This is a genomic window from Pseudomonas sp. GW821-FHT05D12 (assembly GCF_059419825.1).
On record NZ_JBWKSN010000014.1, the window covers coordinates 1 to 20,774 of the forward strand.

General features: G+C 63.5%; 11 protein-coding genes. 2 read left to right on the forward strand and 9 right to left on the reverse strand.

The annotated features are described in order from the left end of the window. Positions 1-118: 118 nt before the first annotated feature. Positions 119-1,579 carry a membrane-bound lytic murein transglycosylase MltF gene (gene mltF / locus AC07SI_RS23975; RefSeq protein WP_065908659.1) on the reverse strand — a complete coding sequence of 487 codons (1,461 nt, stop codon included), beginning with the start codon at positions 1,577-1,579 and terminating at the stop codon, positions 119-121. Between the two features lie 287 nt (positions 1,580-1,866). On the opposite strand from mltF, the gene purL reads away from it, so the two are divergent. Further along, positions 1,867-5,763, forward strand: a complete 3,897-nt coding sequence (purL, locus tag AC07SI_RS23980; RefSeq protein ID WP_106802697.1) for a phosphoribosylformylglycinamidine synthase — start codon at positions 1,867-1,869, stop codon at positions 5,761-5,763. Positions 5,764-5,767: 4 nt separating this feature from the next. Continuing rightward, the gene (locus AC07SI_RS23985; protein WP_495006637.1) at positions 5,768-6,079 is read left to right on the forward strand and encodes an NGG1p interacting factor NIF3; all 312 of its coding nucleotides are present in this window, start codon (positions 5,768-5,770) and stop codon (positions 6,077-6,079) included. Positions 6,080-6,163: 84 nt separating this feature from the next. On the opposite strand, the gene AC07SI_RS23990 is transcribed toward AC07SI_RS23985, so the two are convergent. From AC07SI_RS23990 to AC07SI_RS24025, 8 genes are all read right to left on the reverse strand, one after another. Then, entirely contained in the window at positions 6,164-11,896 is a 5,733-nt protein-coding gene (locus tag AC07SI_RS23990; RefSeq protein ID WP_495006638.1) for a membrane-targeted effector domain-containing toxin, read from the reverse strand. Positions 11,897-12,136: 240 nt separating this feature from the next. After that, positions 12,137-13,843 (reverse strand): N-acetylglucosamine-specific PTS transporter subunit IIBC, encoded by a 1,707-nt coding sequence (gene nagE / locus AC07SI_RS23995; RefSeq protein ID WP_495006639.1) that lies wholly within the window; start codon positions 13,841-13,843, stop codon positions 12,137-12,139. Between the two features lie 26 nt (positions 13,844-13,869). Beyond that, positions 13,870-16,380 (reverse strand): phosphoenolpyruvate--protein phosphotransferase, encoded by a 2,511-nt coding sequence (gene ptsP, locus AC07SI_RS24000; protein WP_495006640.1) that lies wholly within the window; start codon positions 16,378-16,380, stop codon positions 13,870-13,872. Positions 16,381-16,409: 29 nt separating this feature from the next. Continuing rightward, a complete protein-coding gene (locus AC07SI_RS24005; protein WP_495006641.1) occupies positions 16,410-17,432 on the reverse strand; it encodes an SIS domain-containing protein in 1,023 nt (340 codons plus the stop codon). Continuing rightward, the gene (gene nagA / locus AC07SI_RS24010) at positions 17,413-18,519 is read right to left on the reverse strand and encodes an N-acetylglucosamine-6-phosphate deacetylase (protein WP_065908679.1); all 1,107 of its coding nucleotides are present in this window, start codon (positions 18,517-18,519) and stop codon (positions 17,413-17,415) included. The genes AC07SI_RS24005 and nagA overlap by 20 nt, the downstream gene beginning before the upstream one ends. Positions 18,520-18,529: 10 nt before the next feature. Continuing rightward, the gene (locus AC07SI_RS24015) at positions 18,530-19,288 is read right to left on the reverse strand and encodes a GntR family transcriptional regulator (protein ID WP_065908681.1); all 759 of its coding nucleotides are present in this window, start codon (positions 19,286-19,288) and stop codon (positions 18,530-18,532) included. A 263-nt stretch (positions 19,289-19,551) separates the two neighbouring features. Beyond that, positions 19,552-20,055, reverse strand: a complete 504-nt coding sequence (locus AC07SI_RS24020) for a L,D-transpeptidase family protein (RefSeq protein WP_201145824.1) — start codon at positions 20,053-20,055, stop codon at positions 19,552-19,554. Positions 20,056-20,092: 37 nt separating this feature from the next. Continuing rightward, a complete protein-coding gene (locus AC07SI_RS24025; protein ID WP_065908685.1) occupies positions 20,093-20,641 on the reverse strand; it encodes an NUDIX hydrolase in 549 nt (182 codons plus the stop codon). Between the last annotated feature and the right edge of the window lie 133 nt (positions 20,642-20,774).

Below are 20,774 nucleotides of genomic sequence, written 5' to 3' on the forward strand. Positions count from 1 at the left end.
GTGGGAGCTGGCTTGCCTGCGATAGCGGTGGGTCAGCCACTACCTTCAGCGACTGACACACCGCTTTCGCGAGCAAGCCCGCTCCCACATTGTTTTTTGTGGTGTTTGGGGGAGTGGCTTACAGCTGCGGGGTGTCTTCCGGCGGCTTGGTCTTGTCGACGCCCGGTACATGCAGGTTGCCTTCGACCACCTGGTTGCCTTCCAGCTGCGGCTGGGTCACCCAGGTGAGGATGTCGTAGTAGCGCCGGATGTTCGCCACGAAGTGCACCGGCTCGCCGCCCCGCGCATAGCCGTAGCGGGTCTTGCTGTACCACTGCTTCTGCGCCAGGCGCGGCAGCATTTTCTTCACGTCCAGCCACTTGTTCGGGTTCAGGCCTTCTTTCTTCGCCAGCAGGCGCGCGTCGTCCAGGTGCCCGGTGCCGACGTTATAGGCGGCGAGGGCGAACCAGGTGCGATCCGGCTCGGCGATGCTGTCGTCCAGCTCATCCTTGATCTTGGCCAGGTACTTGGCGCCGCCCATGATGCTTTGCTTGGCGTCCAGGCGGTTGGACACGCCCATCGCCTGGGCGGTGTTCTGGGTCAGCATCATCAGGCCGCGCACGCCGGTCTTGGAGGTGACCGCCGGTTGCCACAGGGACTCCTGATAGCCGATGGCGGCCAACAGGCGCCAGTCGACCTTTTCTTCCTTGGCGTAGGTGCGAAAGTGCTTTTCGTACTTGGGCAGGCGCTGCTGCAAATGCTGGGCGAAGGTGTAGGCGCCGACATAGCCGAGTACATCGACGTGCCCGTAATAGCGGTCTTTCAGGCGCTGCAGGGTGCCGTTCTTCTCGACCTTGTCCAGGTAGCTGTTGATCTCGTTGAGCAGGCTGTTGTCGTCGCCGGCGGCCACGGCCCAGCTCTGGTTGCTGGCATTGCCGAGGTCGAATGCCACGCGCACGTTGGGGAAGTACACCTGGTTCATCGCGACTTCGTTGGAGTCCACCAGGGTCAGGTCGATTTGCCCCTCGTCGACCATGCGCAGCAGGTCGACTACTTCAACGGCGTCGGATTCTTCGTATTCAATCGCAGGATTCTGCTTTTTCAGCTCCGCCAGTTGTTCGGCGTGGGTGCTGCCCTTGAGCACCATGATCTTCTTGCCCACCAGGTCCGCCGCGTTGGTCGGGCGTGACTGGCCGTTGCGGTAGATGATCTGCGGGGTGACTTCCAGGTAAGGGTGGGAGAAACGCACCTGCTGCTGGCGCTGCTCGCTGCTGACCAGGCCGGCGGCGGCGAGCACCGGACCGTTGGGTTTGCCCAACTGGCCGAACAGGTCATCGAGGTTGTCGGCGGTCTCGATCTCCAGTTTCACGCCCAGGTCATCGGCAAAGCGCTTGACCAGTTCGTATTCGAAACCGGTTTCACCGTTGCGGTCCTGGAAATAAGTCGCCGGGCTGTTCCGGGTGATCACCCGCAATACGCCATCCTCCTTGATTCGCTCGAGCGTGCTGGGCTTATCAACACAGGCGCTGAGCATCAGGAAGAGTCCGGTTGCGATGAGCCATTTGGCGCATCGCGGGCGCAAAGCAGTAGGGGAGAACATCTGCGCAGTATACGCAAACGGCCCACGGCGCCATATCTCGACAGCATGGGACTTGTCTGCTAGCGCCGGCAAAACTGTGCTGCAGCCCGCAGAAACGTGGCCTGGCAGCCGATTGTGACGGTTAAAATAACTGCTCCGAATAGCCGGGAAAACGCCCCGATACCGTGCAAACCGTGCCAACTGACGTCCGGCAGCGGCCACTGGTGCCGTTTCGGGTGCCGTTGGCGATGGTTTACGCTAGAATGCACGGCCTCAAAGCACACCCCCTTCCCGAGGCTGTCCCGAAGATGTTGATCCTGCGCGGCGCTCCTGCCCTTTCTGCCTTTCGCCACAGCAAACTCCTTGAGCAACTGAGCCAGAAGGTTCCAGCTGTTACAGGCTTGTATGCTGAATTTGCTCACTTCGCCGACGTTACCGGCGTCTTGACCGCCGACGAACAGCAAGTGCTCGCACGCCTTCTGAAGTACGGCCCCAGCGTTCCCGTTCAAGAGCCGACCGGCCGCTTGTTCCTGGTTCTGCCACGGTTCGGCACCATCTCGCCCTGGTCGAGCAAGGCCAGCGACATCGCCCGCAACTGCGGCCTGGAGAAAATCCAGCGCCTGGAACGCGGTATTGCCTTCTATGTAGCCGGGCAGTTCAGCGATGCCGAGGCCGAGCTGATCGCCAGCAGCCTGCACGACCGCATGACCCAGATCATCGTCAGCCAGCTGGAACAGGCCGCCGGTCTGTTCAGCCACGCCGAGCCCAAGCCGCTGACCGCGATTGACGTGCTTGGCGGTGGCCGCGCCGCCCTCGAGAAGGCCAACACCGAACTCGGCCTGGCCCTGGCCGAAGACGAGATCGACTACCTGGTCAACGCCTTCAACGGCTTGAAGCGCAACCCGCACGACATCGAACTGATGATGTTCGCCCAGGCCAACTCCGAGCATTGCCGTCACAAGATCTTCAACGCCAGTTGGGATATCGACGGCGAGAGCCAGGAAAAAAGCCTGTTCGGCATGATCAAGAACACCTACGTGATGCACAGCGAAGGCGTTCTGTCGGCTTACAAGGACAACGCCTCGGTGATCGTCGGCTCCGTTGCCGGCCGTTTCTTCCCGGACCCTGAGACCCGCCAGTACGGCGCGGTGCAGGAGCCGGTGCACATCCTGATGAAGGTTGAAACCCACAACCACCCGACCGCGATTGCCCCGTTCCCGGGCGCAGCCACCGGTTCCGGCGGCGAGATCCGTGACGAAGGTGCAACCGGCCGTGGCGCCAAGCCCAAGGCTGGCCTGACCGGCTTCACCGTGTCCAACCTGCAGATCCCGGGCTTCGAACAGCCGTGGGAAGTGCCGTACGGCAAGCCTGAGCGCATCGTTACCGCGCTGGACATCATGATCGAAGGCCCGCTGGGCGGCGCCGCGTTCAACAACGAATTCGGGCGTCCGGCGCTGACCGGTTACTTCCGTACCTTCGAACAATCCATCACCACCCCGCGTGGCGATGAAGTGCGCGGCTACCACAAGCCGATCATGTTGGCCGGCGGCATGGGCAACATCCGTGAAGAACACGTCAAGAAAGGCGAGATCCTGGTCGGCTCCAAGCTGATCGTGCTCGGCGGCCCGGCGATGCTGATCGGCCTGGGCGGCGGCGCCGCTTCCTCCATGGCCACCGGCACCAGCTCGGCAGACCTGGATTTTGCTTCCGTGCAGCGCGAAAACCCTGAGATGGAGCGTCGCTGCCAGGAAGTCATCGACCGTTGCTGGCAGTTGGGTGACAAGAACCCGATCAGCTTCATCCATGACGTCGGCGCCGGCGGTTTGTCCAACGCCTTCCCGGAACTGGTCAACGATGGCGACCGCGGCGGCCGTTTCGAACTGCGCAACATTCCAAACGACGAGCCGGGCATGGCCCCGCACGAAATCTGGAGCAACGAATCCCAGGAACGCTACGTGCTGGCCGTCGGCGCCGAAGACTTCGCACGCTTCCAGGCCATCTGCGAACGCGAGCGCTGCCCGTTTGCCGTGGTCGGCGAAGCCACTGCCGAGCCGCAACTGACCGTCACTGACAGCCACTTCGGCAACAGCCCGGTCGACATGCCGCTCGAAGTACTGCTGGGCAAGGCCCCGCGCATGCACCGTTCGGCGGTACGTGAAGCCGAGCTGGGCGATGATTTCGACCCAAGCACCCTCGACCTGGCCGACAGCATCGAACGCGTGCTGCACCACCCGGCCGTGGCGAGCAAAAGCTTCCTGATCACCATCGGCGACCGCACCATCACCGGCCTGGTGGCCCGTGACCAAATGGTTGGCCCGTGGCAGGTTCCCGTGGCCGACGTTGCCGTCACCGCCACCAGTTTCGACGTCTACACCGGCGAAGCCATGGCCATGGGCGAGCGTACGCCGCTGGCCCTGCTGGACGCCCCGGCGTCGGGCCGCATGGCCATTGGTGAAACCCTCACCAACATCGCAGCCTCGCGCATCGGCAAGCTGTCCGACATCAAATTGTCGGCCAACTGGATGTCCGCTGCTGGTCACCCGGGTGAAGACGCGCGTCTTTACGACACCGTAAAAGCGGTCGGCATGGAGCTGTGCCCTGAGCTGGGCATCACCATCCCGGTGGGCAAGGACTCGATGTCCATGGCCACCCGTTGGAACGATGAAGGCGTGGACAAGAGCGTCACCTCGCCGCTGTCGCTGATCGTCACCGGTTTCGCCCCGGTCACTGACATTCGCCAGACCCTGACCCCGCAACTGCGCATGGACAAGGGCACCACCGACCTGATCCTGATCGACCTCGGCCGTGGCCAGAACCGCATGGGCGCCTCGATCCTCGCACAAACCCACGGCAAGCTCGGCAAGCAGGCGCCGGACGTCGACGATGCCGAAGACCTCAAGGCCTTCTTCGCCGTGATCCAGGGCCTCAACGCCGATGGCCACCTGCTGGCTTACCACGACCGTTCCGATGGCGGCCTGCTGACCAGCGTGGTCGAGATGGCGTTTGCCGGTCACTGCGGCCTGAACATCGTGCTCGACAGCGTTGCCGAGGATGCTGCCGAAATCAACGGCATCCTGTTCAACGAAGAGTTGGGTGCGGTGATCCAGGTGCGCCAGGACGCAACCCCGGACGTACTCGCACAGTTCAGCGCCGCTGGCCTGGACGACTGCGTGGCGGTGATCGGCCAGCCGATCAACAACGGCGAGATCAACATCTCGTTCAATGGCGACACCGTGTTTGCCGGCCAGCGCCGCTTGCTGCAACGCCAGTGGTCCGAGACCAGCTACCAGATCCAACGCCTGCGCGATAACGCCGACTGCGCCGAGCAGGAATTCGACGTGATCCTGGAAGAAGACAACCCGGGCCTGAGCACCAAGCTCAGCTTCGACGTCAACCAGGACATCGCCGCGCCGTACATCAAGAAAGGCATCCGCCCACAAGTTGCCGTACTGCGTGAGCAGGGCGTCAACGGCCAGGTGGAAATGGCGGCCGCGTTCGACCGTGCCGGCTTCAATGCGATCGACGTGCACATGAGCGATATCCTCGCCGGTCGCGTTGACCTCAACGAGTTCAAAGGCCTGGTGGCCTGCGGCGGTTTCTCCTACGGCGACGTGCTGGGTGCCGGTGAAGGCTGGGCCAAGTCGGCCTTGTTCAACAGCCGTGCCCGCGACGCGTTCCAGGGCTTCTTCGAACGCAACGACAGCTTCACCCTGGGTGTGTGCAACGGTTGCCAGATGATGTCCAACCTCCACGAGCTGATCCCGGGCAGCGAGTTCTGGCCGCACTTCGTGCGTAACCGTTCCGAGCAGTTCGAAGCCCGTGTTGCGATGGTGCAGGTGCAGGAATCCAACTCGATCTTCCTGCAAGGCATGGCCGGTTCGCGTATGCCAATCGCCATCGCCCACGGTGAAGGTCATGCCGAGTTCGAAAGCGAAGAAGCCTTGCTCGAAGCCGACCTGTCCGGTTGCGTGGCCATGCGTTTCGTCGACAACCACGGCAAGGTCACCGAGACCTACCCGGCCAACCCGAACGGCTCGCCGCGCGGGATCACCGGTCTCACCAGCCGTGACGGTCGCGTGACCATCATGATGCCGCACCCTGAGCGTGTGTTCCGTGCCGTGCAGAACTCGTGGCGCCCGGAAGAGTGGAACGAAGACGGCGCCTGGATGCGCATGTTCCGCAACGCGCGCGTGTGGGTGAACTAAGGCGGTGTACAAGCTTGCCTTCTTTGTGCCCGACAGCCATGTAGAGACGGTGAAAACCGCCGTCTTCGCAGCCGGTGGCGGGCGCATCGGCGACTACGACAGCTGCGCCTGGCAAGTGCTGGGCCAGGGCCAATTTCGCGCGTTGGACGGCAGCCAGCCATTTATCGGGCAAGTCGGCCAGGTGGAAGTGGTTGAGGAATGGAAGGTTGAGCTGGTGGTGGCGGATGGGCTGATTGTGGCCGTTGTGGCCGCGCTGAAACTCAGCCACCCCTACGAAACACCGGCTTATGAAGTGTGGCAGTTGGCGGATTTCTGACCCGCAAGCTGTCATCAAGAAACCCGCTGGGCCAGGTTGGCCAGCGGGTTTTTTGTGGGCTGTCATCCAGCCGCAGCTGACACTTTACGGTGCGGGGACTAACCCCACTTCAACATGCAACGCGTCGATCAATATCTTTTCGTAGCTGAAGCGCTGGCCTTGCATCGGCGCCCAGCGGTCGACATAAAACAGCCCATCGTTATCGATCTTGATCGGTGTCGAGACGATCTCCCCGCTGCGGGAGTGATGCACCAGGTTGCTCTGTGACGGCGACGGGCGTTCGATCAGGTACAAGCCGGGTCGGTTCAAGCGCGACCTGTCCGCAGGCACAAAGGGGGCTGGAGCCTGGGTTCCGGCAACGCCGGCGTCGAGTATGAAATCGCCGCGCAAGGCCCTCGGGCTAATGCCCTCGTGCAGGGTCTCCCAGCCACCCGGACGAATGTTCTTGGCCAATGCCGGGGCCGTATCCCTGACATGCAGGCTGACCGCGCCTTGCAGTTCCGCCAGGCCCGGAACGCCCAGGTTCATGTTGGTGTGAGTGCTGCCAACGAAGGCGACCCATTTGTGAGGCCCGTTCGCCGCCTGGTCGGCCGCGATGACCTTGGAGGCGAAGTAGCTGAACATCTGGTTGCGGGCCAGGTCTTTCTCCGCCAGCCCCTTGATGTTGTAACTGGCGATGCAGTCCAGGGCGCGGATGCGCAGGCCGTGCCTGGCCGCCGCCTGGACAACCTCGGTATAGGTGTCGCTGCCTTTGTAATTGGGCATGTAACCCCGATCCAGTTGTTTGAGGTAGCGCTTGAGGTCGTCCGGAAGCCGTTGCGTGGTCAAGAACAGATCCAGCTGGGCCTGATGCATATCGGTCAGCAGGTGCTCCACGTAAAGGGTCTTGAATCCCAGCGTCTTGAGTTTCCCCATCGACTCGCGCAGCCACCGCTTGCTGGATCGTGCAGTTTGACCCTCACCGATTACGAGCCCTGCGAAGTCGCTCTGGCGCAGGTTGTCCAGGAACGCCTCCGCAGGCTTGGGCGAAGCCAGGATGGCGGGATCTGGCCGGGTTGGCGGTACGTGGGTGTCCAGGTAGTTTTTTGCATCTGTACTCAAGCGATGCCTGGCGTCCTTGAAGGCCTGGAACGCTTCGTGATGGGCCGGATTCTGCGGAACATAGATGGGATTGAGCCCATGCGGCACCTCCGCCTGGCGGGTGATGCTGCCATGTAGTGCGGGGGCAATGTCGTAGTCGCTGTAATGCGTCATCGCATCCGCCACCGCGCTGGACGCCGCTGCAGCCTTGGGCGCTGTGTACGGGGTCTGCAGGGTCAGGCGGTAATCGCCCTTGGCCAGCGAGTCACCGGCAATGGCGCCCGGCGCGTCGAGCCACACGCCGACAGGCTGATCCGCGGCCACATCCACCACGCGCAGTGCGACGGCGTCCTGCAGGTCTGCCAGGCCTGGGGTACCCTCGAACGTGCGCACGCGGGAATGATCCACCAAGGCTATCCAGCGCTCATCCAGCTCGTTGAGCGCATCGGCCTCAATGGCCTTGTGGGAGTAGAAATTCCTCACACTGTTGCTGCGTGGCAGAGTCGGTGGGGTGTCGCCCATCAGCAGGGCATCGTCCAGCAGGTAAGACGTGGAGGCGTCCAGGGCGTTGACCTTCATGCCCTTTTCCTGGGCCTTGCGCACCAGGCTGACGTAGGAATACTCGGCGTTTTCGGCAAAGCCCAAGGCTTTATCCACAGCCTTGAGATGCTTTTCGATGTGTAGCCAGGATTTGCCGCTGTTGAGCTTCTGCAGTTTCGAGCGGAAGACATCGGTGGGCAGGTACTCGATGTAGAGGTGTTTGAAGCCTTTGCTGATCAAGGTGTCCATCTGGGTGATCAGCAGTTGTTTGCTGGCGATGGAGTCGGGTATCGCGCCGATCACCAGGTTCTTGTTGGCGCTGAAGGCGTCGCTGGCGAGCAGTTGCGAGAACGGCATGCTGGCGTCGATCGCCGGTGGATCAGCGCGAACGGGCAGCGGGTCGAGGTTCTTGAAAAAATCCTCGGCGTCCGTGGCCAGGCGTTCGGCCTGTTGCAGGTACGCGGTGCGCAGGGGTTTGAGTTCCACCGCAGCACTGCCCAGAATCACGTTCGGCGAGTCGAAATTCCATTCAGACCAGCGCATCATCCCTTCGCGCACCTGCGGGTTGAGGACCGGCTCCAGTTTGCTCGCGTACTTTGCCGGCATCTCATAGGGTGTGAGCTGCAGCGGTGTGTCGGGTAGCCTTTCATATTTGGGCGCGCCACCGACAACTCCCGTACGGCGCCACACGCCTTGCGCGTCAGGAGCTGCCACGCGGGTGGTGGAAACCAGCTTGCCGGTGGCCGGGTCGAGCCGGTAGAGCAAATAGCGACCGATCGGGTCCGGGGTGTTTTTCGCCCACAGGGCTTCACCGTCAAACAGCACGGGTTGCATGTTCTGCGGCGCCGGCGGCTTGGGTTGCAGCGGCTCGACCAGGTTCAACCGCTCGCTCGACAGCGCGCTGCTTTTGGCGACTTGGCGTACGCCCGGACGTGCAAGCTGCTTGAGCGAGACCAGCGCCGGGCGCAGGTCGGTGAATGCTGCGCCGGCGCTGTTGAGCACGTAACCGATCAAGTGCTCCACGGCCGCTTCGTTGTCACCCTGCTGATAAGCGTGCAGGGCCAGCATGCCGTCCTTGAATGCCAACAGCATGCCCAGGCTCAGGCTGAGAGTCGGGAACGGCGCAGTGGCGATGGCGGTGACCCACTCCACGCAGGTCCACAGGATGCCGGTGACCATTCGGGTGCGGTTGTTCGTGGTGCCTTCAATGTCGTCGATCTTGCGCTGCAGCGGCATGTCATACAGGGCCCGGCGCAGATCCTGCAACGGTGTTTGCTCGCGGGTCGAATCATAGCGTGGCGGGCTGATGTCGGTGCGGTTCAGGCCCTCGGGCAGCTGTGCCTTGGCGGCATCCAGGAAGGCACGCACCCTGACCTGGGATTGGGTACCCACCCGCTGGGTGAAGTAACCGAGCATGGCGGGGATTTTTTTCAGCAGGTAGTTGAACTGCCGAGCCTCGCGAAAGCTGATACCATCCGGTGCATTGGGGGTGTAGAGCACTGTCGGGAAACCGGCATGGCTGAAGAGGAAATTTCCCATTACCCATTCGCCATCCAGCAGCAGGCGATGGATCGCATACGTGGTGCGCGTGGCGGGGGCGGTCTCGCCCATGCTGGCGATACTGCGCTCCAGCCATGCCCAATCACTTCCGGCGATCTCCCCCTGCAGGCGGCATTCAAGGCCGGCGTTCTGCATCTGGCGCTGAGTGATGGCCAGGGTCGCATTGCGTCGCAGGTCATAGTCCGCACTGCCGACGTTCAGCAGTTGGGCCTTGACCTTGTTGATGTAGCGTTGGCCGACCCAGGTGCCCGTCACCGAGCGCGCCACCGTGAGCGCGCCCGTGGGCCCCGTGATCGGGCTCAGGTCAACACCCTTCGGGCCTCTGAACCGCGCTGAGCGGGAGAATTTCTCGTCGAGAAAACCCACGCCATCGGCGTAACCGTCGCGGTACAGCTGTGTGTAGGTCATGGGCGCAGGGGTCGATGAGCCAATCAATGCCGGGGGCGAGAAGGCCCACACGGTGTCGGGGTCCACATCGTTGCCCCTGCGTCCCAACAGCAGGTTCAGGCGCTGTCTGGCCTGTTCATGCAGATAGTCATTGAAGCTTGGGAACTTCGCGTCAGACAGCGGAAACTCGTTATAGGTGAGCAGCGCGCCCTCGCCGTCTTCCACCAGCTTCAATAGCTTCTGGCGGGTGTCGATGCTGGTGGAGCGGAACCAGTTCGGGGTGCTGAATTCATAGTCATCGACCCGTGTGGCCAGCACGTGCGCCGCCATGGCCTTGAGGCACGCGGCGTGGCTGCCGATGTGGCCGAAGCTGATTTCTATGGATTCATGCGCACCTGGCTCGATGCTCATGCTGGTCAATACGTGTGTCATTGCTGCGCGAAAACGCAGCGCAACCCGCTTGATCAGGTAGTCGGTGAGCGTGCCTGGCGGATGCCGCGTGCCGTTGTCCAGGCTCCAGCCAAGAATATGGCTTCGGCACTCGCCCTCACTGTTGAACACCAGGAACTGCTGGTCTCGAGGCGCTTGCGGCGTGCACAGCAGCAGGCGGATTACAGCGCCGCTGGCGTCGGTTTTGCGCAACACCCACAGGTCCTGCAACTGCGCTTCGTGCAGCGACAGTGTGGCGGCGCTGAGGTGGGGGGCGTTGCCCTGGCGCAGGTCGGTGATCAGCCCGTAGTCCTCGTCACTGAGATGCCCCTGCAACACGGCGGTGTACGCCAGTGCGTTGATGCGTTGGTCGAGCATCCGTTCGATCGCCTGGCTGACGGCCGGTTTGGCATGCATCTGTTGTTGCAGGTCGGCGAACTCGATACGCGGTTGCAACGTGCCCAGCGTCTCCACCAGCCAGGCAGGTGTCAGGTCCCGGTAGGCCTTGGGCAGGGGGGCATCCTGGTAGGTCAGGGTGGTTTTGGTGAGGAAGTCCGAGCCCGCCAGCGCGTCGCCGGTTTGCAGCCCGCGCAGGGCCAGGTCGATCAGGCTGCGCTCGTGTTCATATTCGCCGATGGGATCGACGTAGCGCCGGGTGCTGATCATCAGGTCCTGTGGCGCCAGGTCGTGGATGTCCAGTTCATCGCTCAAGCGTTCGAGCCATTGGTAGCGCGCCAGGTCTTCAGGTGTGGTGACCGGGCCCAGCAGGTCGAGCAGCTGCTCGCGGGCCTCGTTGTAACTTGCCAGGTGGGTGGCGAGCGTGGCGCGGCGGGTGTCGCTGGCGCTGCGATACCAATCCGGCGCGCTCTGGCGCAGGTAGCGCTCCAGTAGCTGTCGGGCGCGCCAGCCCAGGCGTGCGTTGAAGTCCGCCAACGCTGCGGTGATGGCACGGTCCAGTGCGTCAATCAGTTGGGCGGCGTCGTGCGTCGGGTTGTCCTCCAGGCTCAAGGCGCGCTCGATGTCCTGGGTGCGCTTGTCGATCAGCGCGTCATAGGTGTGTTCAAACAGCGGTTTGTCACTGATCGGCGTCAGCGCCAGCGGCCAGATCGCCCCTGGCGTGATATCGCCATAGCGCGCGGGCAGCAGGTGCATGAAGGTGCGCCGTTGCTCGGCATCGTCCATCGCCTGCAGCCATTGGCTGTTCAACTGCGCCAGTGAGCCGAAGCACTCGATGCCGCGCGCAGGGGTGTACAGCATCACTTCCCCAACCGGCGGTGCAGATGTCAGGTCGGCGACCTGCGGGCTGGATTTTTCCGTCAGCACAAAGGCGCCCGCCAGTTCGACGGTGCGTTGCTGGTAGCTGAAGCTCAACGCATACAAGCCAGGGCGCAACGTGATACCCAGCGGCACACGCTCAAGCATGGCCTGTTGCTGCGGATGCAGCAGGCGATCCTCGGCACTCAGCGCGGTTTCGTTGGCCAGCGCCGTGTACCCGGCGTCAAACGTCATGAAGGATTTAAGGGGCTTGCCATCGATTTGCTCATAGCGATCGAGGTGCAGCAGGTGAGCGTTCAGTGTGGTCTTGAGCGCCGTCACTTGGGTGGGCAGATTGCTTGACGTCAGTCCTTGATAGAGGGGCCGGCTCTTGGCCAGGAATTGCTGGCGGTAATTCTTCAGGATCCGATTGATGCGCTCCAGATAAGCCAGGGCTGCGGACGGCGTGTGTTCGGGGACTAACGGCGACTCGACCTGGAGCAGGTGATGCCCGATCTGGTTGAGGTGGCCCTTGATGCCTTCAAAGGTCTGGGGTGTGGTGCTCACAGGCACGCTCTCCATGCTGGGGGTAAGAACCCTCAGCATGCGCAGGCGAGCAGTTGACCAGGCGGTAGATAACTAGCGCAGGCAGGTCTTATTCCGAGGTGCCAGCGCAACGGTAATCGGCGTCTGTGAGGCCCATTCGCGAGCAAGCCCGCTCCCACCCTTGACCGCATTGCCTGGTCGGGCACCGATCAACTGTGGGCGCGGGCTTGCCCGCGAATGGCCCGCACTGCCACCGCTGCGCTATACCTTGGCGCCAACCTCGCGGGCATTGACCAACCGTTCAAGCGCTTCGCTCAACCCCGACGCCTTGTCGCCAATCAGCAGGTGCCACACACCGCTGTCCAGCTGGCTCACCCCCTGGCACCCGAGCGCCGTCAGTTGAGCTTCGGACAACCCCGAATCATCGCCCAGTTCCACCCGCAGCCGGGTCATCGCCACCGCTTCCAGCTGGCGCACATTCGCGCGACCGCCGAGTGCGCTCAGCCATTGCTCGGCTTCCTGCACATTCACGGCGACAGACTTATCCACAGGTGCCCCTGCCACCGGTGCGCTGGCCACAAACGATGGCATGGCCAGCCGAATTTCATCGGCAATGCTGTCAGCCAGTGGCCCGACCACCACTTGCAGGCTGCCCCCATTGCCAGGCCGCACGACGGCCATCGCCCCCAGGGCTTTCAACTCGGCATCCACGGCTTTGTTGCGGTCGACCATGTCCAACCGCAGGCGCGTGGTGCAGGCGCCCACGCTGAGCAGGTTCGCCGCGCCGCCCAAGGCCTGGATATAAGCCGTGGCGCGCTGGTTGACAGTCATCGCTTCAGCCTGCGCCACCTGGATATCCTCGCGGCCCGGCGTTTTCAGGTTGAAGCGGCGGATGCAGTAACTGAAGACGCTGTAGTAGATCGCGGCATATGCCAGGCCAACCGGGACCACCAGCCAGCCATTGGTGGATTTGCCCCAGCCCAGCACCATGTCGATAAACCCACCGGAGAACGTGAAGCCCAGGTGGATATTCAACATATTGGTCAGCGCCATCGACAGGCCGGTGAGCAGCGCGTGGATCAGGTACAGGAACGGCGCCAGGAACATGAAGGCGAATTCAATCGGCTCGGTCACGCCGGTGAGGAACGAGGTCAGCGCCATCGACAGGAAAATCCCGCCCATCACTTTGCGCCGCTCCGGCAGGGCGTTGCGGTACATCGCCAGGCACGCGGCGGGCAGGCCGAACAGCATCACCGGGAACATGCCGGTCATGAACTGGCCGCCTTTGGGGTCGCCGGCAAAGTAGCGGGTCAGGTCGCCGGTGACCACCGCGCCGGTCACCGGGTCGGTAAAGCTGCCGAACACAAACCACGCCATGTTGTTGAGGATATGGTGCAGGCCGGTGACGATCAGCAGGCGGTTGAACACACCAAACACGAACGCGCCGAAGCTGCCGCTTTCCATCAGCAGCACGCCGAAGCTGTTGATGCCGTGCTGGATCGGCGGCCAGATCAGGCCAAAGATCACTCCCAGGGCCACCGCCGAAAACCCGGTGACAATCGGCACGAACCGTCGCCCGCCGAAGAACGCCAGGTACTCCGGCAGCTTGATGTCCTTGAAGCGGTTATACAGCGCACCGGCCATCAGCCCGCTGGCGATACCGGCGAGCATGCCCATGTTGATGGTCGAGTCCATCACCTTGAGCGTGGAGACCATCACCAGGTAGCCAATGGCTCCGGCCAGCCCGGCGGTGCCGTTGTTGTCGCGGGCAAAGCCCACGGCGATGCCGATGGCGAAGATCAGCGCGAGGTTGGCGAAGATTGCCTGCCCGGCATCGTGCATGACGGCGATGTTCAACAGGTCGGTGTCACCCAGGCGCAGCAGCAGGCCGGCAATCGGCAAGATCGCGATGGGCAGCATCAGCGCGCGGCCCAGGCGTTGCAGCCCTTCGATGAATAATTGGTACATGGCGGGTCTCCTTTTTCTTGTTGTTGTCAGCTCAGCGGCCAGTGGTGTTGACAGGCTTGGCGAACCGCCCTGGCACTGCTCAGGTCGAGCAGCCCTTGGCTCAGTTGCCGGCATTGCGCCGCGTCCAGGTGACGGACACGGTCCTTGATTTCTCCGATTTGCGGCGCACTCACCGACAGCTCGCTGACCCCCAGGCCGACCAGGACCGGCGTCGCCAGCGGGTCGGATGCCAGGGCGCCACATACCCCAACCCAACGCCCATGCTTGGCGGCGCCAACGCACGTCTGGTGGATCAACCGCAGCAAGGCCGGGTGCAAGGCATCGACCCGCGCGGCGAGGCCGGCGTGGTCGCGGTCCATGGCCAGGGTGTACTGGGACAGGTCATTGGTGCCGATGGACAGAAAGTCCGCATGCTTGGCCAACTGCTCGGCCATCAGCGCGGCGGCGGGCACTTCGATCATGACCCCCAGCTCCGGGCGTTGGGTCAGTTCCAGCTCAGCGCACAGCTCATCCAGGCGCTGGCGGATCTGCAGCAGTTCGTCGACCTCGCTGACCATCGGCAGCAGGATGCGGCAGCGCTCCAGCGGGCTGACTTGCAGCAACGCGCGCAGCTGCTGGTCGAGCAATTCCGGGCGCAGCTGGGCCATGCGAATCCCGCGCAGGCCCAGCACCGGGTTGGCCTCAACAGGCAGCGGCAGGTAGTCGAGCTGCTTGTCACCGCCGACGTCGATGGTGCGGATGATCACCGACTTGTCGCCCATCGCATCCAGCACGGCTTGATAGGCCTGGCGCTGTTCCTGTTCGTCCGGCGCAGTGCGGCGGTCAACGAAGAGGAATTCGGTGCGCAGCAGGCCAACACCGTCGGCGCCGTTCGCAAAGGCCAGTTGGGCCTCGGCGCTGGAGGCAACATTGGCCGCTACCTCGATGCTCACGCCATCGAGGGTGTGCGCCGGTTGCCCGGCCTGGGCCTGTTGCTGCTGGCGACGGCGTTGCTGCACGTCGCGAATCTGGTGCACTTCGGCGTGGCGCGCTTCGCTGGGCGCCAGTTCCAGGCGACCGTTGCCGGCGTCGAGCACCACGCGCTGGCCTTGCGGCACATCGAGCACTTCTGCCCCTAACGCGACCACACACGGCAGGCCTTTGCCCCGCGCAAGGATCGCCACGTGGGAGGTGGCGCCACCTTCGGCCATGCAGATACCGGCCGCGTTTTGCGCGCTCAGTTGCAGCAAGTCCGACGGCGTCAGTTCGTGCGCGCTGACAATCGCCCCGGCGGGCAATTCGACGTGCCAGGCTTCGCCGAGCAGCGCGCGCAGGACCCGCTGCTGCAGGTCGCGCAGGTCATTGGCGCGCTCGGCGAACAGCGGTTTGCCCAAGGCCAGCAACACTGCGCATTGCGCCTGGATTGCATCACGCCAGGCATGGGTGGCGGCGCTGCCCTGTTCGATGGCTGCGGTGGCGGCTTCCAGCAGGGTCGGGTCTTCCAGCAGGGCGAGGTGGGCGGCGAAGATCTCTTCTTCCTCGACGGCCTGGCGTTGCCGGGCGTGGTCCAGGGTCTTGCGGATTTCGCCGCGCACCTGCTCCAGGGCCGCGTCCAGGCGTTGCAGTTGTTCGTCGGCGCGATGCTGGCCGAGGTCTGCCGGCAGCTCGATACCCGCCAGGCGGAACAGTGGGCCACAGACCAGCCCGGGTGCCGCGCATACGCCTTGCAATACACCGGCTTCGGTATTCGCCCGCCGTGGGGCCGCGACGAGCGGCGCCGGGGGGGCCTCCTTGACCGCGACTGACAGCGCCGCGACCAGCGCCTGCAACGCGGCCTCGGCGTCTTTGCCGCGGCACGTCACGCGCACCTCGTCGCCTTCGCCGATCCCCAGGCCCAGCACACCGATCAGGCTGTTGCAGGCGGCCGACTGGGCGCCGAAATGCAACTGCGCCTGGCTGCTGAAGCCCTCGGCGGTTTTGCGGATCAGCGCCGCCGGCCGTGCGTGCAGGCCGCCGCGATGGGTGATGCGCACGCTCGCGCTGGCTTCAGTCAATGAGTTATCCACAGCGGTTTGGCCCGGCGCGGTTGAGCGCGGTATCACGTGCAGCAACGGTTCACCGACTTTGACGCTTTGCGCGGCCACCGGACGCAGTTCGAAGCGCTCGCCATTGGTCAGGATAATCAAGCTGACCAGGCTCTTGCACTGGCGCGCAATGCGGTCCAGGTCGAACTGCACCAAAGCCTGGCCACTGCTGACCCGTGCCCCTTGCTTGACCAGCAAGGCAAAACCTTCGCCGTTGAGTTCCACGGTGTCGATGCCCACGTGCATCAGCAACTCGGCACCGTTTTGCGCGCGGATCGTCAGCGCGTGCCCGGTGCGGGCGACATGAATGATCTCGCCATCGCAGGGCGCGTGCAGGCAATCGTTGAGCGGATCGATGGCGATACCGTCGCCCATGGCGCCGCTGGCGAACACTTCGTCGGGAACGTTGCCCAGGGTCAGCAGCGGACCACTGAGTGGGGCGCTAAGGGTCAATTCATTATTGTTGTAGGACATGGGCACGGTACTCATCAGGAAAACGCGACTCAGTGAGTGCGGGTAACTTTGCTCAGGTGACGCGGCTGGTCCGGGTCCATGCCCCGCGCTTCAGCCAGGCCGGCGGCCATCACGTAAAAGCTCTGGATCGCCAAGATCGGGTCCAGGCTCGGGTGTTCGGCGCGGCTCAAGGTCAGGTCGCGCTCGGCGATATCGTCCGGTGCGGCCAACAGCACGCGGGCGCCGCGCTGGCGCATATCGGCGGCCAGGCTCAACAGGCCGGCCTGCTCGGCGCCGCGGGGGGCGAATACCAGCAAGGGGTAGTCTTCATCGATCAAGGCCATCGGCCCGTGGCGCACTTCGGCGCTGCTGAAGGCTTCGGCCTGGATCGCCGAGGTTTCCTTGAGCTTGAGCGCGGCCTCCTGCGCGATGGCAAACCCGGCGCCACGGCCGATCACCATCAATTGCTGGCAGTCGCGCAGGGCGTCGATGGCGGGGTGCCAATCCTGCCCGGCGGCTTCGCTCAGGCCTTCGGGCAGGGCACGGCAGGCCTGGAGCAAATCGGCTTCCTGGTTCCAGTAGCCAATCAACTGCGCGCTGGCGCTGAGGGTGGCGATAAAGCTTTTGGTCGCGGCGACACTCAGTTCCGGCCCGGCGCACAGCGGCACGTGGAATTCACACGCAGCCTCCAGCGGCGAGTCTTCGGCGTTCACCAGCGAAATGCTCAAGGCTCCCCGCTTGCGCAGCAGGCGCAGGCTGTTGACCAGGTCCGGACTTTGCCCCGATTGCGAAAAGCCGAACGCCACCTGGCCGCTGACTTTCAAGGGCGCCTGCAACAGGGTCACCACCGACATCGGCAACGATGCCACCGGGATGCCCACGTGCTGCATGGCCAGGTAGGCGAAGTAACTGGCGGCGTGGTCCGAACTGCCGCGCGCGATGGTCATCGCTACTTGCGGCGGCTGGCGACGCAGGCGGCCGGCGATTTCTTCCAGCAGCGGGTCCAGGCGTTGCAGTTGCGCCGCAACGGCATCGCGGGAGGCCAGGGCCTCTTCAAGCATTTTTGAAGACAATGGTTTCTCCTTCGACCATGACGTCGGTGAGGTGCAGGGAGCGGTCCAGGCGTACGCAGTCGGCGAAGCTGCCGGGTTGCAGGCGGCCGCGTTCTTCCAGGCCCAGGTAGTCCGCAGGAAATTGCGACAGGCGTTGTGAGGCTTCGCTGATAGGCAGGCCGATCTTCACCAGGTTGCGCAGCGCCTGGTCCATGGTCAGGGTGCTCCCGGCCAGGGTGCCGTCGGCCAGGCGTACGCCGCCCAGGCACTTGGTCACGGTGTGGCTGCCCAGCTTGTATTCGCCATCGGGCATGCCGGCGGCGGCGGTGGAATCGGTGACGCAGTACAGGCATGGGATCGAACGCAGGGCGACGCGCATGGCACCGGGGTGCACGTGCAGCAAGTCCGGGATCAGTTCGGCATATTGCGCGTGTGCCAGCGCGGCGCCGACGATGCCCGGCTCGCGGTGATGCAGCGGGCTCATGGCGTTATACAGATGCGTGAAACTGGTGGCGCCGGCGGCGAGGGCGGCGACGCCTTCTTCGTAGCTGCCCAGCGTGTGGCCGATCTGCATGCGCACCCCGCGTTGGCTGAGGGCACGGATCAGGCCGTCATGCCCGGCGATTTCCGGGGCGATGGTGATCACCCGGATCGGCGCCAGGCGCAGGTAGGCTTCCACTTCTTCCATCAATGCGGTGTGGGCGAAGTTGGGTTGTGCGCCGAGTTTTCCGGGATTGATGTAGGGCCCTTCCAGGTGCACACCGAGGACACGGGCGCTGCCTGTAGGACGCTGCTCACAGAAGGTGCCGAGCTGGCCGAGCACGCTGGAGATTTCATCCACCGGTGCGGTCATGGTGGTGGCCAGCAGCGAGGTGGTGCCAAAGCGCACGTGGGTGCGGGTGATGGTCTCGAAGGCGTCGGCACCTTCCATGATGTCCTTGCCGCCACCGCCGTGCACATGCAGGTCGATAAAGCCCGGCAGCAGGTAGGGAAGCTCGTTGTCGGCAGGGTCGCAAGGCACGCCTTCAATGGCGGTGACCTTGCCGTGCTCGTGCACCAGGCGGCCGCGCATCCAGCCGTGGGGCGTGAGGATATTGTCTTCGGACATGGGCAGTTCTCTAAGGCCGCAGCTCGGCGGCAAAGTCATAGCGGCGCAGCTCTGCGACAAAGTCGTAGTAGTCATTGCGGCAGTAGGTGTCGGTGATTTCGATCGGCGTGTTGTCGGCGGTGTAGCCGACCCGGGTCATCAGCAGCATGGCGGTGCCGGGGGCGATGCCCACCAGCTTGGCGAACTCGTCCGAGGCGTTGATCGCCTGGATGTGTTGCAAGGCGCGGACGACGGGTTTGCCGATGCCTTCGAGGTATTCGTACAACGAGTTGCCGATGGCCTGCGGCTGCGGCAGTACGGAGGCGGGCATTGCCGTCATCTCAATCGCCATGACCGTATCATCGGCCTTGCGCAGGCGTTTGAGCCGCGCGACCTTGTCGGTCGGCGACAGGCCCAGGCGGATCAGTTCTTCGTGGGTCGGCGGGGTGATGTCGCGCTCCAGCCACTGTGAGGTGGGCACAAACCCCTTGAGGCGCAACATCTCGCTGAAGCCCGACAGGCGCGACAGCGGCTGTTCCAGGCGTGGCGTGATAAACGTGCCGGAGCCCTGGCTGCGGCGAATCAGGCCTTGGGTAAACAGCACTTCCAGCGCCTTGCGGGCGGTGACCCGCGAAATGCTCAACTGCTCGCTGAGGGCACGCTCCGAGGGCAACGCCTGCTCGGATTTCCACTGGCCGGCGTGAATCGCCGCTTCCAGGTTGCGCGCCAGTTGCAGGTACAGCGGCGTGGATTGTTTGTCGTCGGGACGCAGCGTCAGGATGGGGTTCATCGTTAAGGTTTCCGATGCGGTTATTGGAGTGTTGTCGCCCGGTATTGGCCGGAAGCTAATACCACTTAAATACCATGTCAATGCTGCCAAAACGGTGCAAGTGCCGGTTTCAGGGTGCCTTAAGGGTGCATGGTATCAAGTGGTATTAGAGAGGTCTTTAGGGCGCGCAGAAGTGCACAGCCCGCGCGGTGAACTGGTATTCACCGGCAGTGGGCTGCGCAGGGCAGGAATTATTTTCGAATTATTTTACCGGCGGTCGAGGATTACGGCCGAATCTCGATCATGGTGCCGTCCTTGACCAGGTTCCAGACTTCGCGCATGTCGACGTTGCGCATGCCGATGCAGCCGTCGGTCCAGTCCAGGGTATGGAACCACTGCTCGGGGTAGTCTTCGCTGTCGGGCGTGCCGTGGATCATGATCATGCTGCCGGGCTTCACGCCCTCGCGGCGGGCGCGGGCCGAGTCGCTGATATTGGGGTAGGAAATGTGCATGGCCAGGTTGAAGCGGTCGCTGGTCTTGCGCCAGTCGATCCAGTAGAAGCCTTCGGGCGTGCGGCGGTCGCCTTCGAACAACTTGGTGCCCTTGGGGTTTTTGCCGAGCGAGATGCGGTAGGTCTTGAGGGGCTTGCCGTCGTTGATCAGTTGCAACTGATGGGCGGATTTGAGCACCAGGACTTTTTCGACAGGTTTGCCGCCCAGGGTTTCCAGGGTGGAGGCGCAGCACAGCGTAGCGAACGACAGGCAGATCAGAGCAAGCAACCAACGCATTGAAACGGTATCCCTTGGGCGACGATCTGCCGGATGGTTATTGGGCGGGCTTTGACAGCGGTGGCACAGACTCGCTGCGCACCGGGAACGCCTGTTGGCGGCGGTCAGCGAAAAAGCATTCTAAGGTACGCCCGACCGTGCGGAAAGCCAGCTCGGACCAAGGGATGTCGGCTTCGTCGAACAACTGCACTTCAAGGCTTTCGGGGCCGGCGGCGAAGTCCAGGTCAACCAGTTCGGCGCGGTAGAAGATATGCACCTGGCTGATGTGCGGCACGTCGATCAGCGTGTAGATACTCAGGTTGCGCACACGGGCGCAGGCTTCTTCGAGGGTTTCGCGCATGGCCGCCTGTTCCACGGTCTCGCCGTTTTCCATGAAGCCTGCGGGCAGGGTCCAGTACCCCAGGCGCGGTTCGATGGCGCGGCGGCACAGCAGCACCTTATCGCCCCACACCGGTACGGTGCCGGCGACGATATTGGGGTTCTGGTAGTGAATGGTCGAGCAGTGATCACACACAAAACGCAGGCGTGCGTCGCCTTCGGGAATGCGTTGGGTAACCGGTTTACCGCACTGGCTGCAGAAGTTCATGCTGGGGTTCCTGGAAAGTGCGTCTATCTTGGCGTGGCCGGCAGGGCCCTGCAAGTTGTCGTTTAGCGACACCGCGCGGGTTTTGGGGTTGGGCACCCGCACGCTTTGGTGCATGATGCAAGGTAGCCAACAG

Bases quoted from the DNA above. Each gene is read 5' to 3' on its own strand.
- ptsP (WP_495006640.1), bottom strand. From the start codon at position 16,380: ATGTCCTACAACAATAATGAATTGACCCTTAGCGCCCCACTCAGTGGT.
- AC07SI_RS24025 (WP_065908685.1), bottom strand. From the start codon at position 20,641: ATGAACTTCTGCAGCCAGTGCGGTAAACCGGTTACCCAACGCATTCCC.
- AC07SI_RS24020 (WP_201145824.1), bottom strand. From the start codon at position 20,055: ATGCGTTGGTTGCTTGCTCTGATCTGCCTGTCGTTCGCTACGCTGTGC.
- AC07SI_RS24015 (WP_065908681.1), bottom strand. From the start codon at position 19,288: ATGAACCCCATCCTGACGCTGCGTCCCGACGACAAACAATCCACGCCG.
- nagE (WP_495006639.1), bottom strand. From the start codon at position 13,843: ATGTACCAATTATTCATCGAAGGGCTGCAACGCCTGGGCCGCGCGCTG.
- mltF (WP_065908659.1), bottom strand. From the start codon at position 1,579: ATGTTCTCCCCTACTGCTTTGCGCCCGCGATGCGCCAAATGGCTCATC.
- purL (WP_106802697.1), top strand. From the start codon at position 1,867: ATGTTGATCCTGCGCGGCGCTCCTGCCCTTTCTGCCTTTCGCCACAGC.
- nagA (WP_065908679.1), bottom strand. From the start codon at position 18,519: ATGTCCGAAGACAATATCCTCACGCCCCACGGCTGGATGCGCGGCCGC.